11 protein-coding genes are annotated in these 14,726 nt (G+C 66.1%); 7 read left to right on the forward strand and 4 right to left on the reverse strand.

The features are described from left to right. Nucleotides 1-135 precede the first annotated feature (135 nt). A complete protein-coding gene (gene trxA / locus EO156_RS19735) occupies nucleotides 136-996 on the reverse strand; it encodes a thioredoxin (protein ID WP_016849484.1) in 861 nt (286 codons plus the stop codon). Between the two features lie 206 nt (nucleotides 997-1,202). Here trxA and EO156_RS19740 point away from each other — a divergent pair, with 206 nt between their 5' ends. From EO156_RS19740 to rsfS, 6 genes are all read left to right on the forward strand, one after another. Next, the gene (locus EO156_RS19740; protein WP_003486809.1) at nucleotides 1,203-1,820 is read left to right on the forward strand and encodes a DUF998 domain-containing protein; all 618 of its coding nucleotides are present in this window, start codon (nucleotides 1,203-1,205) and stop codon (nucleotides 1,818-1,820) included. A 67-nt stretch (nucleotides 1,821-1,887) separates the two neighbouring features. Then, nucleotides 1,888-4,530, forward strand: coding sequence for a leucine--tRNA ligase (gene leuS / locus EO156_RS19745; RefSeq protein WP_016849485.1), 2,643 nt, complete (start codon nucleotides 1,888-1,890; stop codon nucleotides 4,528-4,530). 577 nt (nucleotides 4,531-5,107) lie between these two features. Next, the gene (lptE, locus tag EO156_RS19750; RefSeq protein WP_005912936.1) at nucleotides 5,108-5,752 is read left to right on the forward strand and encodes an LPS assembly lipoprotein LptE; all 645 of its coding nucleotides are present in this window, start codon (nucleotides 5,108-5,110) and stop codon (nucleotides 5,750-5,752) included. Between the two features lie 22 nt (nucleotides 5,753-5,774). Next, entirely contained in the window at nucleotides 5,775-6,803 is a 1,029-nt protein-coding gene (holA, locus tag EO156_RS19755) for a DNA polymerase III subunit delta (RefSeq protein WP_005919407.1), read from the forward strand. After that, nucleotides 6,800-7,669: a nicotinate-nucleotide adenylyltransferase gene (gene nadD, locus EO156_RS19760; protein ID WP_029829218.1), complete on the forward strand. Its 870-nt coding sequence runs from the start codon at nucleotides 6,800-6,802 to the stop codon at nucleotides 7,667-7,669. Before holA ends, nadD begins: the two co-directional genes overlap by 4 nt. A gap of 56 nt (nucleotides 7,670-7,725) precedes the next feature. Further along, the gene (rsfS, locus tag EO156_RS19765; protein WP_005912943.1) at nucleotides 7,726-8,139 is read left to right on the forward strand and encodes a ribosome silencing factor; all 414 of its coding nucleotides are present in this window, start codon (nucleotides 7,726-7,728) and stop codon (nucleotides 8,137-8,139) included. Nucleotides 8,140-8,295: 156 nt separating this feature from the next. Here the strand turns inward: rsfS and EO156_RS19770 are convergent, their stop codons facing one another. Beyond that, a complete protein-coding gene (locus EO156_RS19770; RefSeq protein WP_016850254.1) occupies nucleotides 8,296-9,831 on the reverse strand; it encodes an alkaline phosphatase PhoX in 1,536 nt (511 codons plus the stop codon). 121 nt (nucleotides 9,832-9,952) lie between these two features. Between EO156_RS19770 and rlmH the strand changes: the two genes are divergently transcribed. Then, nucleotides 9,953-10,423, forward strand: coding sequence for a 23S rRNA (pseudouridine(1915)-N(3))-methyltransferase RlmH (rlmH, locus tag EO156_RS19775; RefSeq protein WP_003486825.1), 471 nt, complete (start codon nucleotides 9,953-9,955; stop codon nucleotides 10,421-10,423). Nucleotides 10,424-10,501: 78 nt separating this feature from the next. Here the strand turns inward: rlmH and EO156_RS19780 are convergent, their stop codons facing one another. Both EO156_RS19780 and EO156_RS19785 read right to left on the reverse strand, forming a co-directional pair. Continuing rightward, nucleotides 10,502-11,107 carry an energy transducer TonB gene (locus EO156_RS19780; protein WP_016850255.1) on the reverse strand — a complete coding sequence of 202 codons (606 nt, stop codon included), beginning with the start codon at nucleotides 11,105-11,107 and terminating at the stop codon, nucleotides 10,502-10,504. Between the two features lie 380 nt (nucleotides 11,108-11,487). Further along, nucleotides 11,488-14,598 (reverse strand): TonB-dependent receptor, encoded by a 3,111-nt coding sequence (locus EO156_RS19785; RefSeq protein ID WP_003486829.1) that lies wholly within the window; start codon nucleotides 14,596-14,598, stop codon nucleotides 11,488-11,490. Nucleotides 14,599-14,726: the final 128 nt, after the last annotated feature.

Here is a 14,726-nt window from a genome sequence, read left to right on the forward strand (position 1 = left end):
TGCAGCCTTCGTAGGAGCGGACCTGGCCGCGACGGCGCGCTCCCGGGAATACCTTATCGGGGACTGGCGAGTACCCCCTGGTCGCGGCCGGGTCCGCTCCTACGTGTCCGTGTGGCGCCGAAGCGCCATCGGCTGTCAGAACACCAGCGCCGACATCTTGCGACGATAGCGGCCGACCAGATCTTCGTCCTCGATCACACGAAACGCATCGATCAGGCTACGGCGCGGCAGGTTGTCGTCGAACGTGCGGTCCTGCCGCAGCATTTCCAGGAACTGCTCCAGCGCCGCTTCGTCGTTGCCGTCGAGCAGATGGCGCACGCCGAGCAGGTGACGCGCGCGCAGGTCGGCGCTGTTGGCATCCACGGCGGACTGCAAGGTGCCGGCGTCCGGGGCGTCCTTGAGGACATTGGCAAAGCTCAGCCGCGCCTTGGCGCGCACGGCGCGGTCGTCGGTGGCCAGGTTGGCGGGCAGGGCGTCGATCAACCGCTCGGCCTCGGCAGTGTCGCCGGTCTTGAGCAGCGCCAGCGCCAGGTCCAGCTTGAGTTCGTCCTTGTCCGGCTCGGCAGCGATCGCCTCACGCAGCGCCGCGGCCTGCGCCTGCGGGTCGAGCGGCGCCAGCGGCACGTCTTCTTCGGCCACCTGCGGTTCGGCCGGCAGCACGCCGTGCTGGCTCAGGAATTCGCGCACCTGGCCTTCCGGCATCGCGCCGGGGAAGCCGTCGACGATCTCGCCGCCCTTGACCAGGAATACCGTCGGCACCGAGCGGATCTGGAACGCCGCAGCGATCTGCTGTTCCTTGTCCACATCGACCTTGCCCAGCTCGAACGCACCGTTGTACTCGCCGGCCAGCTTTTCCAGGATCGGCGTCAGCGACTTGCAGGGGCCGCACCAGGTGGCCCAGAAGTCCACCAGGACCGGTGTCGTCAACGATTTCTGCAGGACCTCGGTCTCGAAGGTGTCGGTGGTGGCATCGAATACATGCGGCTTGTCGGACATGGGCTTCCAGAAGTTAAGTGCGGCAACAGTGGGAGGTAATGGTGGCAAACGCGGCTGACACAAGCCTAGCCGCGATGACCCGCGCACGTGCCCGGGTCAGGCGCCTTCCGCATGGCCGTGGCAGCGTCAGGGGTTCACGCCGCGCCCGACCGGCACGACAATGCCGCGTTCTGGTGGCGCTTCGCGCCCCGAGTGGGAGTAAGCCAATGGCAACCACCGAGCGCGCACAGCGCTACATGGGCCTGATCGCCGCAACGGTTTTCGTGCTGGCGCTGGCCGGTTTCGGCGTCACGCTGCCGGGCTATCTGCAGGCCAGCCATCCGGTGGCGCTGCTGGGCGCGCAGGGGGTGCCGCATGCGCTGGGCTTCAATCTGGTCGCCTTCGTGCTGGTGGGCGCGCTGGGCATGGCCACCGGGGTCAGCCTTCTGGCGCGCATGCCGCCCAAGGCGAGCTGGAGTCTGCGCGTGGGCGGGCAGTTGATCGTGCTGGCCGGCCTGGCCTTTCTGGGCATGGGCATGCTGCCGCTGGACCCCGCCGATCTGGATGGCCGCGCCAGCCAGGCCCACGCCACCGCCTGGTTGTTGTGGGCCGTGGCGTTCGTGCCCGGTATGTTGTTGATTGCCGCCGCGCTGCTCAACGATGCCACGACCCGCAGGCTGGCCTGGTTGAGCCTGGCGGCAGGACTGTTGGTGGCGGTGCTGGCATTCGGCCCGCCGGGCCTGATGCGCCAGGCCATTGCGCAACGGCTGGCGTTCCTGGCCTGGGTCGGCTGGCTGGCAGTGGCGGGCTGGAGCTGGCCGCAGAAGCCGGCCACGCTGCGGTAACGGTTTGGTCCACCTGCTGCACTGCGGTACCCTGTACCGCTTTGCACCGCCCGAGCATCCGCTCCCAATGTCCACCGTCGAACCGAACGTCTACGACCCGCAGCAGGTCGAAACCTCCGCCCAGCAGTTCTGGGATGCCACCCGCGCCTTCCAGGTCGACGAGAACTCGGAGAAACCCAAGTTCTATTGCCTGTCGATGCTGCCGTACCCGTCCGGTGCGCTGCACATGGGCCATGTGCGCAACTACACCATCTCCGACGTGGTCAGCCGCTACAAGCGCATGACCGGCCACAACGTGCTGCAGCCGATGGGCTGGGACGCGTTCGGGCTGCCGGCGGAAAACGCTGCCATCAAGAACAAGACCGCGCCGGCCAAGTGGACCTACGCCAACATCGAGCACATGCGCGCGCAGCTGAAATCGCTGGGCTACGCCATCGACTGGTCGCGCGAGTTCGCCACCTGTACGCCGGACTATTACGTGCACGAGCAGCGCATGTTCACCCGGTTGATGCGCAAGGGCCTGGCGTACCGCCGCAATGCGGTGGTGAACTGGGACCCGATCGACCAGACCGTGCTGGCCAACGAGCAGGTCATCGACGGCCGCGGCTGGCGCTCCGGCGCGGTGGTGGAAAAGCGCGAGATCCCGCAGTGGTTCCTGCGCATCACCGATTATGCCCAGGAACTGCTCGACGGCCTGGACCAGCTGGACGGCTGGCCGGATTCGGTCAAGACGATGCAGCGCAACTGGATCGGCCGCTCGGAAGGGCTGGAAATCCAGTTCGACGTGCGCGACCCCGATGGCGCCACACTGGACCCGTTGCGTGTGTTCACCACCCGCCCGGACACGTTGATGGGCGTGACCTTCGTGTCGATCGCCGCCGAGCATCCGCTGGCGTTGCACGCGGCCAAATCCAACCCGGAACTGGCCGCGCTGCTGGAAACGCTCAAGCACGGCGGCGTGTCAGAAGCCGAGCTGGAAACCCAGGAAAAACGCGGCATGGCCACCGGCCTGACCGCGGTCCACCCGATCAGCGGCGAGCAGGTGCCGGTGTGGGTGGCCAACTTCGTGCTGATGGGCTACGGCACCGGCGCGGTGATGGCCGTTCCCGGCCACGACCAGCGCGATTTCGAATTCGCCAACAAGTACGGCCTGCCGATCGTGCAGGTGGTCAAGCTGCGCGAGCCGCGCAACGAAGAAGAGCAGACCTGGGATGCCACCCACTGGCGCGATTGGTACACCGACAAGAGCCGCGAACTGGAGCTGATCAATTCGGCCGAGTTCGATGGCCTGGATTTCGGCGGCGCCTTCGAAGCACTGGCCGAGCGCTTCGAGCGCAAGGGCCAGGGCCAGCGCCGGGTCAATTACCGCCTGCGCGACTGGGGCGTGAGCCGCCAGCGTTACTGGGGCTGCCCGATTCCGGTGATCTATTGCGCCAAGTGCGGCGCAGTGCCGGTACCGGAAGACCAGTTGCCGGTGGTACTGCCGGAGAACGTGGAATTCTCCGGAACCGGTTCGCCGATCAAGACTGATCCGACCTGGCGCCAGACCACCTGCCCGGACTGCGGCGGCCCGGCCGAGCGCGAAACCGATACCTTCGACACCTTCATGGAATCGAGCTGGTACGTGGCGCGCTACACCAGCCCGAAGGCGCGCGACATGGTCGACCGCCGCGCCAATTACTGGATGCCGGCCGACCTGTATGTGGGCGGTATCGAGCACGCGATCCTGCACCTGATGTACTTCCGCTTCTATCACAAGCTCATGCGCGATGCGCGGCTGGTGGACAGCGACGAGCCGGTGACCAATCTGCTCACCCAGGGCATGGTCATCGCCGACACCTTCTATCGCGATGCCGACAATGGCGGCAAGGACTGGATCAACCCGGCCGACGTCGAGATCCAGCGCGACGAGCGTGGCCGTGTCACTGGCGCAGTGTTGGTCGCCGACGGCCAACCGGTGCAGATCGGCGGCACCGAGAAGATGTCCAAGTCCAAGAACAACGGCGTGGACCCGCAATCGATGGTGGTCAAGTACGGCGCCGATACGGTGCGGCTGTTCTCGATGTTCGCCGCGCCGCCGGAGCAGTCGCTGGAGTGGAACGAGGCCGGCGTGGACGGCATGGCGCGCTTCATGCGCCGGCTGTGGGCGCAGGTACACAAGCATGTGGGCGAGGGCACGGCGGTCGCGCTGGATGTCGCCGCATTGAGTGCCGAACAAAAGGCGATCCGCCGCAAGACCCACGAAACCATCGGCAAGGTCGGCGACGACTATGGCCGCCGCCACAGCTTCAACACCGCCATTGCCGCAGTGATGGAACTGTCCAACGCGCTGGCCAAGTTCGACGACGCCAGCGAACAGGGCCGCGCGGTGCGCCAGGAAGCGCTGGAAGCGATGGTGCTGCTGCTCAATCCGATCACCCCGCACGCCAGCCACGCGTTGTGGCAGGTCCTGGGCCGTGGCGAGACGCTGCTGGAGAACGTGGCCTTCCCGCAGGCCGATGCCAGCGCGCTGGTGCGCGATGCGTTGACGCTGGCAGTGCAGATCAACGGCAAATTGCGCGGCACGATCGACGTCGCTGCCGACGCGACCCGCGAACAGATCGAAGCGCTGGCGCAGGCCGAGCCGAACGCCGCCAAGTTCCTCGAAGGCCTGAGCGTGCGCAAGATCATCATCGTGCCGGGCAAGATCGTGAACATCGTCGCCGGCTAAGTCGTGCTGGTCCGGCGGGTTGCCTTCGCCGGTCCGGGCAATGCGCCGGATCGGCGTGGCAACGGGGTTGTATGGTGGCGGGGCGTTCCAGCGCGCATGTGTGTGCTGACGCGGTCAGGACGCATCGGTGATGTTGCCGCTGTGGCTGCTGCAGACCGCACCGGCGTGCGATGTGCGGGCGTGCCGTTGCGACGGCTCTGGTCATGCACTGCGTGGGCGCGCGGCAACACCGAAGGCGAGAGGTGATCGGCGCGAAGCGCCAGGCGTCTGCGGCGTTTGTTCCATCAGTGCGTGACGACGCGCTGCTGGGCTTTTTAGGGAAACCACTGCATCGGCGCGTGGCGTGGCTTACGTGGGCACGGCTTTCGTTTTCGACACTGCCCTTCGCTGGCGCGCACGGGCGCTTGGGGGAGTTTGCAGCGGTTTCTGACCATCCGTTTCACTGGCGCGTGGCGACGCGTTTTTCATTCCTGGGGCGCCGCAGTTTTTCGCGGCGCCCTCTCAAGCCCCGTTCACGCGGTCTCGGGCAGGCTAGCCGCCTGTTGCCGCCGCCGGGGCGCTCATCCAGACTGTGCCCATGATTCGATTTCCTACTGCCTTCGCTGCGTCCCTCGTGCTCGTCTCGAGCCTCACCGCCTGCGGCTTCCATTTGCGCAATGCGCTGGCGTTGCCGCCCGATACACCGGCGGTGAAGGTGCAGTCCGCCGTGCAGTACAGCGAGCTGGCCAAGCTGTTGCGGCGGGGTCTCAAGGCCTCCGGTGCCACGCTGGCCGACGATGATGCCAAGACCGGCTTTGCGCAGGTGCAGGTGTTGTCCGAGCGTTGGGGCGATCTGCCGATCGCCATCGACAGCCAGGGCCGTGCACAGGAATACAGCCTGCGCTACGCGGCCATTTTCACCGTCACCACCGCCAACGGCTCGGTGCTGGTGCCGCAGCAGGTGATCGAGCTGTCGCGCGATTACGTGTCGCCACCGGTGGACGCCACCGGTACGGCAACCGAGCGCGAAATCCTTGCCGACGAACTGCGCAGGGACATGTCGGCCTCGATCCTGCGCCGTATCGACAGCGTGGTGCGGGCACGCCTGCAGCGCGGGGAAGGTCTGGAGAGCACGCCGACCGCGCCATTGCCGCCGGCCCCGACGGCGCCAGCGCAGCCGACCACGACGCCCGAATCCAGCGTGCCGGCCTCGTTGCCGCCCGCGCCCACGTCGGGCAATTAAGCCGCGCCCCGCGTTTCCGGTCATGGAACTTCGCCCAGAGCAGCTGGCCGGCCAGTCCAGCCAGCCATTGCAGCCGGTGTATCTGATCGCCGGCCCCGAGACCTTGCGTGTGCTTGAGGCCGCCGATGCGGTGCGCGCGCGCGCGCGCGCCGAAGGCATCGGCGAACGCGAAGTGTTCGATGCCGATGGCCGCGAGTTCGACTGGAATCAGCTTGACGCCAGCTTCAATGCGCCCAGCCTGTTCAGTCCGCGCCGCCTGGTCGAAGTGCGACTGCCCAGCGGCAAGCCCGGCAAGGACGGGGCCGAGGTCATCAGCCGCTTCTGCGCCAACCCGCCGCCGGACGTGGTGCTGCTGATCACCGCCAACGACTGGAGCAAGGCGCATCACGGCAAGTGGGCGGAGGCGGTCGGCCGCATCGGTACCATCGCGGTGGCCTGGGCCATCAAACCGCACGAACTGTCCGACTGGATCGAGCGCCGCCTGCGCGCGCACGGCCTGCGCGCCGACGCCGCTGCCGTGCAGCGCCTGAGCGAGCGGGTGGAAGGCAACCTGCTCGCCGCCGCGCAGGAAATCGACAAGCTCGCCCTGTTGGCCGACGGCAAGACGCTGGATCTGGAGGCGATGGAATCGCTGGTGGCCGATGCCGCGCGCTACGACGTGTTCCGGCTGGCCGAAACCACTTTTTCCGGGCAGCCGGCCGCGGTGATCCGCATGCTTGCCGGCCTGCGCGGCGAAGGCGAGGCGGTTGCCGCGCTGATGCCGATCCTGATCAAGGAACTGCTACGCACCGCGTCATTGGCGAAGGTGCAGGCCAACGGCGGCAACCTGGCTGCCGAAATGAAGGCGCAGGGGCTGTGGGAGTCGCGCCAGGCGCCCTTCAAGCGCGCGCTGCAGCGTCACCCCGAACCGCACCGCTGGGAACGCTTCGTCGCCGAAGCCGGGCTGGTCGATCGCATGGCCAAGGGCCGCGCCGACGGCGATGCCTGGGTTGGTCTGGAACGCCTGCTGGTGGCCGTGGCCGAAGCCCGCGCGGTGAGATTGTTGGCGTGAAGGCCAGGGATGCCGGGACCCGGGACCCGGGACCGGGGAGCCGGGAAGGGCAGGGTGACCGGCAGCGAGCCCATTCCGACCAGCTTGCGCAGGCCAGCCCTGCAATCAGCGCTTCCGGATCGCAGGAACAGCAACGCTCCCATCCCGACCACGTTGCGGACCCCGGCTCTTCCGATTCCCGAATCCCGAATCCCGATTCCCAGCTCCATCTTTATTACGGCGGCACCTTCGATCCGATCCACCTGGGCCATCTGGCCATCGCCTGCGCGGCGCGCGACGAACTGGGCGCGTGCGTACGGCTGGTGCCGGCTGCCGACCCGCCGCATCGTCCTGCACCCGGTGCCACCGCCACGCAACGTGCGCAGATGCTGAAACTGGCGCTGGCCAACTATCCAGGGCTGCAACTGGATACCCGCGAACTGCAGCGCGCCGCGCATTGCGATGCGCCGTCCTACACGGTCGATACCCTGCGCGGGCTGCGTGCCGAACTCGGCCCTGCGGCGCCGATCGCCTGGTTGCTCGGCGCCGATGCCTTCGCCGGGCTGCACCACTGGCATCAGTGGGAGGCGTTGTTCGGGCTGGCGCATTTCGTGGTTGCCGCCCGACCGGGCACACCATTGACGCTGGCCGACGCACCGCAGCTGGCCACGGCGGTGCAGGGCCGCTGGGTCGCCGGCGCCGACGAGCTGGTCGGCGCGCCGGCCGGCCGCCTGTATCTGCTGCATCAGCCCCTGCGTGGCGAATCGGCCAGTGCGGTCCGGTCACGCATCGCCACCGGTGCGCAATGGCAGAGTCTGGTGCCGCCGCCGGTGGCCGGAATGATCCAGCGCGAAGGCCTGTACCGCAGCGTCCGCCCGGCTACCTGAACACGCGTCCGGCCGGACCGGCCTATAATTCACGCCAATTCCATCGAGTTGCCGCTTTGACCAGCCAAGCCCAAGTCATCAAGACCTCCCTCCCGAACCCGCCGCCATCCGTGCCGGCCCTGTTGGCGACCGTGCGCGAGGCTGTCGAAGAACTCAAAGCCAAGGACGTGGTCGAGATCGATGTGCGCGGCAAGTCCAGCGTCTGCGACTACATGGTGGTGGTCTCCGGCACCTCGACCCGCCACGTCAAGTCGATCGCCGACGAAGTGGTCAAGTTCGCCAAGCGCCTGGACGTGATGCCGCTGGGCGTGGAAGGCGAGCGCGAAGCCGAATGGGTGCTGGTCGACCTGGGCGATGTGGTGGTGCATGTGATGCTGCCGCGCGTGCGCGAGTTCTATGCGCTGGAGCGTCTGTGGACCGTGGGCGATCAACGTCCGTCCGACGAAGACGAGTCCGACGAACTGCGCTGAGTCTGCGCAGGCGCGCCGCAGGCGTGCAGAGTCAATAACGGCGCCCTTGGGCGCCGTTATCGTTTGGGACGTTCACTGCGCAATCGGCCGGCGTCGTGCATTCCTGAGCCACGCGCCGTTCGGAACATGCGCACCGCCGGCGCGCAGCGCCCCCACTTACAGCGGGCCGCGTTCCCACGGTCCAGTAATGGCCAGGGTGATGCCCGGCGTCTGGATGTTGACGAACAAGGTACGCGCCAACGGGTCCCAGCACGCGCCGCAGAACTCGGTGTCGCGGTAGTCGCCTTCGGCAATGGTCTTGCCGGCATCGGCAATCTGCTGTGAGGTCAGCTGCACGTTGTTCTTGGCCAGATAGAACGACTGGCCGTTGCGCGTCAGGCCGAGCAGACGCGCGCCAGGGCCGTATTCGTCCGGGCTTTCGCCGCCGTCTTCGCACAACACCACGCCGCCGCGCGCACTCACCGTCACATTGTCCGGATTGTGCGCGGCCAGCTGATTGCCGCTGACGAACAGCGCGCTCAGGCGTTGGGTAAACAGGTCCAGCACCCACACCGCACCGTTGCCGTAACCGCGACGACCCTGCGCATCCACGCCGGTGCTGGTGTCGACGATGAACATCTTGCCGTAGCTGTACCAGATGCCTTCGCCGCGGCTCATGCGCAGCGCGCCATCGGCCCAGGCCTGTGCGAACGGGCCGCTCAGGGTGTCGTTGGCGCCGATATCGGCAAAGCCGGCCGGCGCGGCGATGCTGTCCAGGTCGGGCTCGGAGATATCCACCCATTCGAGCTGGAATTGCTGGCCGATGCCGGCCACGGTGAGGTCGGCATTGCGGCGTCCACGCACGCGCGCGGCCTGCAGGCGGCCGCCGTTTTCCAGTGAACCATGACGGCCGCGGCGGTCGTTGGGAATGAAGCGGTACAGGCCGGCCTTGTTGCGGTCGTCTTCGGTGAGATAGACGATACCGGTGCGCGGATCGACCGCCACCGCTTCGTGGCTGAAACGGCCAAGTCCCACCAGCGGGCGGCCGGTGGTGCGGTGGCTGTCCGGGTCCACCTCGAACACATAGCCATGCTTGCGGCCGGTGCTGGAGACCGCATTGGTCTTGATCTCTTCGCAGCTCAGCCAGGTGCCCCATGGCGTAGGGCCGCCGGCGCAGTTGACCAGCGTGCCGCCCAGGCTCGGCTCCAGGCTGCCCCAGCCGCGCCGGCCATAACTGAGCGTGGTGGTGCCGCCGCCGGCCTGCTGAGTACCGCTGACGATGCCGGTGTCGTACATCGCCGGGGCGCGGAACGGGCTGCCTGCGCCGCGTTCGTGGTTGCGGATCAGCACGTATTCCAGGCCGCGCAACGGGTCGCTGCCGGGACGCCAGTCGGGTCGGCGCAGGCCGACCACGGCCATGCCGTCATGTCGGTCGGGGCAGGGCTGGCCGTCGTCCATGCGGTCGCCGCTCCAGCCGAACGAGCGATAGCTGAAACCCTGTGGCAGCTGCAGCAGCGGCAAACCGGTGCTCTGGTCGGCGACCGGGGCGAGTGGGCCGTACCGGCTCGGGACCGGTGCAAGTTGCGTGGAGGGCGAGGTGGCGGCCTGGGCCTGGCGCGACTGCAACGCGCTCAAGCTGCCAAGGGCGCCGGCGGCCATGACGGCAGCACTGCCCTTGAGAACCTGGCGGCGGGCGGGATCGAAAATCGGCATCGAACGACTCCTGCGTGGCTGGGTGGTCGGGCGACACTAATTGCCAGCTGTAACCACGCCATGACACGCAGTGACAAATCGCCGCGGGCTGCCCGGGCTGTGACGCGGATATCATGTCGCCATGAAATGCCGACTCATCGCTACCGGCGAGCGCGCACCGAGCTGGGTGGCGCAAGGTTTTGCCGAATATCAAAAGCGTCTTTCGCACTGGATGCCGCTGGAGCTGGTCGAGATCGAACCCGGCCTGCGCGGCAAGGGCCGCGATGCGCAGCGCGCGACCGACGACGAAGGCCGCCGCGTGCTCGCCGCGCTGCCGAAAAACGCCTACGTGGTGGCGCTTGATGTGCCGGGGCGCCCGCTCAGTTCCGAACAGCTCGCCCAGCGCATGGAGCATTGGCGCGGGCAGGGCCGCGACCTGGCGTTTCTCATCGGCGGCCCGGAAGGCCACGCGGCAGAGGTGCTCAAGAGCGCCAGCGAAAGCTGGTCGATCGGCCCACTCACCCTGCCGCACATGCTGGTGCGCCTGATCGTCGCCGAGCAGCTGTATCGCGCCGCGGCGATGCTGGCCAACCATCCGTATCACCGCGCATAAGAGCGGCTGACGAAACGTGTGTGCAGCGCCATATCGATGCGGCGGCTGCGGTTGCAGGCCGCCGCATCCGGTCGCCGCTCAATTCAGCGAGAAACTCACCGGCACCAGACCATAGGCCTGCACGGCCTGACCGTTCTGCATCGCCGGCTGGAAGCGCCAGTTGCGCAGCACCTGGCTACGCGCGGCCAGGTCGAGCATGCGATGACCACTGCTGGTCTGCACGCTGACTTCGGCCGGACGCCCATCGGTGCCGACCAGGACGCGCAGCAGGACCGTGCCTTGCTGACCGGCGCGCAGTGCGGCCGCCGGATAGCTCGGCGCTGGCGAACTCAGATACTGCAATCGACCTGCTTCGATCGGTCCACTGGGTGCGGTGGTCGTCGGGGCACTGTCTGCAACGACGTCGGAGACCGTTGCGGCAACGGCAGACGGTGCGCTGTCGACCAGGGATGTTTCACTGACCACCGGAGTCTGTACCGGCAGCGGGAGCGACTTGGTCGGTGAATGCGTTTTCGGCGTGAACGTTACTTCGACTGGAAACGCCAGCGGTGGTGGTGGCGTCGGGATGCTGACCGGCATGAGCCAGCGCTCTTTTGGCGCGGTCTGCTGTGGAATGGCCCGGTGCGAGAGCGGAATCAACATCAACCCGCCCGCCAGGAGGTGCAATGCCACGGCCGTGCTCATCGCCAGAACGCGCGAGGGGTCGATGCCAAGGGGACGGGAAGAAACCTGCGATTGCGTGCGAACCATCATCCACCTCCAGAACGGAACTGCGGAAAGGACCAGCGCGACCCGGACGCACATCACTATCCGGTAGCGTAGGTTTACCGCAGCGGTAACGACCGCACAAGCGCCACGCAAGATTGCGTGGCTGCGCCGAACCGTCAACGCGGCACGCGTCATCCTTAGTAGTGCTCGGCGATACCTCGCCGCTCACGCGTGTCGCATGGGTCAGCCGCGGCAATCATCCGCGCAAACGAAACGCCCAGCCGAAGCTGGGCGTGGATGCAAGAAAAGCCCAGCCCTTTGCAGGGCTGGGGAAGCGACGCTGACGGGAGAGTGCGTCAGTAGTCGTACGACACGGAGAACATGGCGTAACGCGGCTGGGTGAAATAAAGCCCCATTCCGTAGGTATTGGACAGCGTGAAGGCACTATCCTCCCAGGTCGAATCCACCTGCAGCGGCTTGCGTTCGTTGAAGATGTTGAAGGCCTGCAAGGTCATGGCGAGCTTGTTGTCCGCGAACGCCGGGCGATAGGTCAGGCCCAGGTCGACGATCTTGGTCCACGGCAACCGGCCCGCATCGCCCGGACGCGACGGTTGGCCATTGCAGGTGTGGTACGAAGAACCATAGCCCACCGGATCGCCGGCATCGGAATCTTCGCTGATGCCGTTGATGCTCACATATCCCAGGCAGGATTTCGGGGTGCCGGACAGGATGCGGATATTGCCCGCGATCAGCCATTCGGGTGCGATCTGATAGGAGCCGTAAAGCTTGATCTGATGGCGGCGATCGTTGGCCAGATACCCGCCCGAGTACCACATCAGCGCAGCAGCGTCCCAATCCTGGGTCTTGGACACATCGGTCTGCCCGATATCGGATTTCACCTGGCCCTCGGTATTGCCGAAGTTGCGCGACCAGGTGTAGTCGATACGGCCTTCCCACTTGCCGTCGAATGGATGCTGCAGGAACAGGTCCACCGCCAGGTACGTGCGCTTGGCCTTCTTGTCGAAGCCCCAGTCCGACGGCGACATCGTCACCGAGGTGCGGCCCGAGCCATCGAGATTGGCGAGGCTGAAGGAATTGGTTTCGCCGGGATTGAAGATGATGCAACCGGGCACGTTGACGGTGCTCGGGTCGACGCCCGATGCCGTCAACTTTGTCCGCATGCGGTCCGCATCGCAGACGTCGTCGATGGTGGCGCCGAGCGTGCGATAGGTGGCCTTGGCGCCGGTGACCCAACTCTCGCCCAAGGTCTTGTCGAAGCCAAGCATGAACTCGTCCTGGTACATCGACTTCAGGTCGGTGGCGGCGATGCCGGCGGCATCCGGTGCCTGGCCGCATTCCAGATTGGACGACACGATGTTGCCCGAACAGGAGAACCCGGCGGATGGATCCACTGCGACCGGCGTCAGCCCGGTCGGGCTGCCTTGCGCATCGATGCCGGAGTAGGTGAAGTATTCGCGCGTGAAAGTGGACGGCGATGCGCCACGGATGGCCACGCTGTTGGGCAACGCCAGGTAATAGCGACCTGCGTTGCCGTACACCTTCAGCGACGAGTCGCCGAACACATCCCAGCTCAGTCCCAGGCGCGGCGCCCATTGGTCGCCACTGGTCACGTAAGCCTCGCCCGCATCGTTGAAGTTGGTGAACTTGTCGTTGCGGATACCCAATGTCAGCAGCAGCTTGTCGTTGACTTGCCACTTGTCCTCGAGGAAGTAAGCCTTCTGCGCGACTGACATGCTGGTCGCCGTATTGAACACCGAGCGATACACGTAGTAGCCGTTGCCACCGGCCGGACCCACGCCCAGTGCAGCGCTGATGGGCGAGGTGGGGCGGGAAGAGCGGCCATAGATCCAGCGGTAGCCTGGACCCGTGGTGATGACGCCCTCGTTGTTGGCATTGAAATACATGTTGTCCACGCCTGCGGTCAGTGTGTGGCTGCCCAGCACGTATTCCAGATCGATGCGCAGGCCGCGCGTCTTGTTTTCGCCGTCGCGTGCCTGGCTGGAGGTCTGGTTGTTGCGGATCTCGCTGCCACCGGTGATGGCCGGGTCCTGCAGATTCGTGTTGGTCAGCAGCGGTGCGGTGCTGGGGTTGTTGCGGAAGTCGGTCTGGCGGCTCTTGCCGTAAGTGGCGCTCAGTGTCAGATCGTCGGTGATATAGCTGGTGTACTTGCCGATGTAGTAGCGGTCGTTGACCTTGACCGTATCGGCGAATGCGCCGTTGGCGTCGCTGACAACGTCCGGGTATCCGTTGAAATCGGTATACGCACCGCCTTCGCGAGAATTGTTCTTGACGCCGGTCAGTTCGAGAATATTGCTGTCGTTGATGTTCCAGTCGATCTTGGCGTAGACCTTCGGCTCATCAATGCGATAGTTGTTGCGACCGATGACCGGGTCGTCCCTGCGTGCAGTGGAAACGCCTTCGGTGCGTTCCTGCTCTGCGGCAACGAACACGAACAGGCGGTCTTCGACCAGCGGGCCGCCAGCGTAGACGCTGTAGACCGTGTTCCAGAAGGTGTCGTCCTTTCGGCTGCGGTAGAGCGTGCCTGGCAGGCTTTCGTCGCTGTACTCATAGCCGGCAGGCGGTGCGGTATCGGGGTAGAAGACATTTTTGTAGTCGCTGGACAGCGACCTCGGACGCCACAAGGCCTGCGCGCCAAAATGCCACTCGTTGGTGCCACGCTTGCCGACCTGGCTGAGCACGCCACCGGCCGAGCGGCCGTAGCGGGCGCTATAGCCGCCGGTATACGTTTCCTGCTGATCGATGGCACCAAACGGCAGGGTGACACCGCCGATGTTGGTCAGCGGATTGGAGCTGAGATAGCCATTGAGGTAGTAGGCGTTTTCGGTAACGCCGGCGCCGCCGAAGGAAATGGCGTTGCCGAAATAGCCGCTGCCTTGCACCGCGCCGGGCGACAACAGCGCGATCGCTTCGCCCGAGCGCGCCAGCGGCAGGCGTTGCAATTGCTCGGCCGTGATGACGGTGCGTGAAGCAGTGGCGGAGACGTCCACCGGCGAGATGTTCTTGCCGGTCACCGTGATGGTGCCCAGGGTGGCAGTGTCGTCGGACGCATTGCTGCTGCCGAAGGACACATCGGTGCCGGCGCCGACGCGCAGCGCGATGTTCTTGCGGGTCTCGGCGGCCTGGCCTTCGCGCTGCAGGGTGACGGTGTAGGTGCCCACCGGAAGGTTGCCGATGGCATAACGGCCATTGGCATCGACGGTTGCAGTGCGCGTCAAACCGGTGTCGCTCTGCGCGGTGACCGTGGCGCCTGCACTGGCCGGCGCGCTTCCGTAGATGCCGGCGGTCGTGCTTTGCGCGGCCGCAGTGCCGGTGGCGAGCATGCCCACGGCGCCGCTCAGGGCAAGCGCAAGCATGCTGATGCGGCCATAGCGCGCAGGCGACGTGGAACGAAACGGGCGGCGTTGCCGCGCGGCGTGGCTGGTCATCTCTATCGCTCTCCAGATGGGCGCCGTCACGAAGATGACGGTGCGCTGACAACCGATGCTAGAGAGCGGTCGCGCCTGCTTAAAGAATAATTTCGCTAAATTTCATGTTTTTTTAAGCACAAACAGCT

The sequence above is a fragment of the Xanthomonas sp. DAR33341 genome, assembly GCF_003992815.1.
GTDB classification, from domain to species: domain Bacteria; phylum Pseudomonadota; class Gammaproteobacteria; order Xanthomonadales; family Xanthomonadaceae; genus Xanthomonas; species Xanthomonas cissicola.

Excerpts from the sequence above, each read along its gene's own strand:
- EO156_RS19780 (WP_016850255.1), bottom strand. The coding sequence starts at position 11,107 with ATGAGCACGGCCGTGGCATTGCACCTCCTGGCGGGCGGGTTGATGTTG.
- holA (WP_005919407.1), top strand. The coding sequence starts at position 5,775 with ATGGAACTTCGCCCAGAGCAGCTGGCCGGCCAGTCCAGCCAGCCATTG.
- EO156_RS19770 (WP_016850254.1), bottom strand. The coding sequence starts at position 9,831 with ATGCCGATTTTCGATCCCGCCCGCCGCCAGGTTCTCAAGGGCAGTGCT.
- leuS (WP_016849485.1), top strand. The coding sequence starts at position 1,888 with ATGTCCACCGTCGAACCGAACGTCTACGACCCGCAGCAGGTCGAAACC.
- rlmH (WP_003486825.1), top strand. The coding sequence starts at position 9,953 with ATGAAATGCCGACTCATCGCTACCGGCGAGCGCGCACCGAGCTGGGTG.
- lptE (WP_005912936.1), top strand. The coding sequence starts at position 5,108 with ATGATTCGATTTCCTACTGCCTTCGCTGCGTCCCTCGTGCTCGTCTCG.
- EO156_RS19785 (WP_003486829.1), bottom strand. The coding sequence starts at position 14,598 with ATGACCAGCCACGCCGCGCGGCAACGCCGCCCGTTTCGTTCCACGTCG.
- EO156_RS19740 (WP_003486809.1), top strand. The coding sequence starts at position 1,203 with ATGGCAACCACCGAGCGCGCACAGCGCTACATGGGCCTGATCGCCGCA.
- trxA (WP_016849484.1), bottom strand. The coding sequence starts at position 996 with ATGTCCGACAAGCCGCATGTATTCGATGCCACCACCGACACCTTCGAG.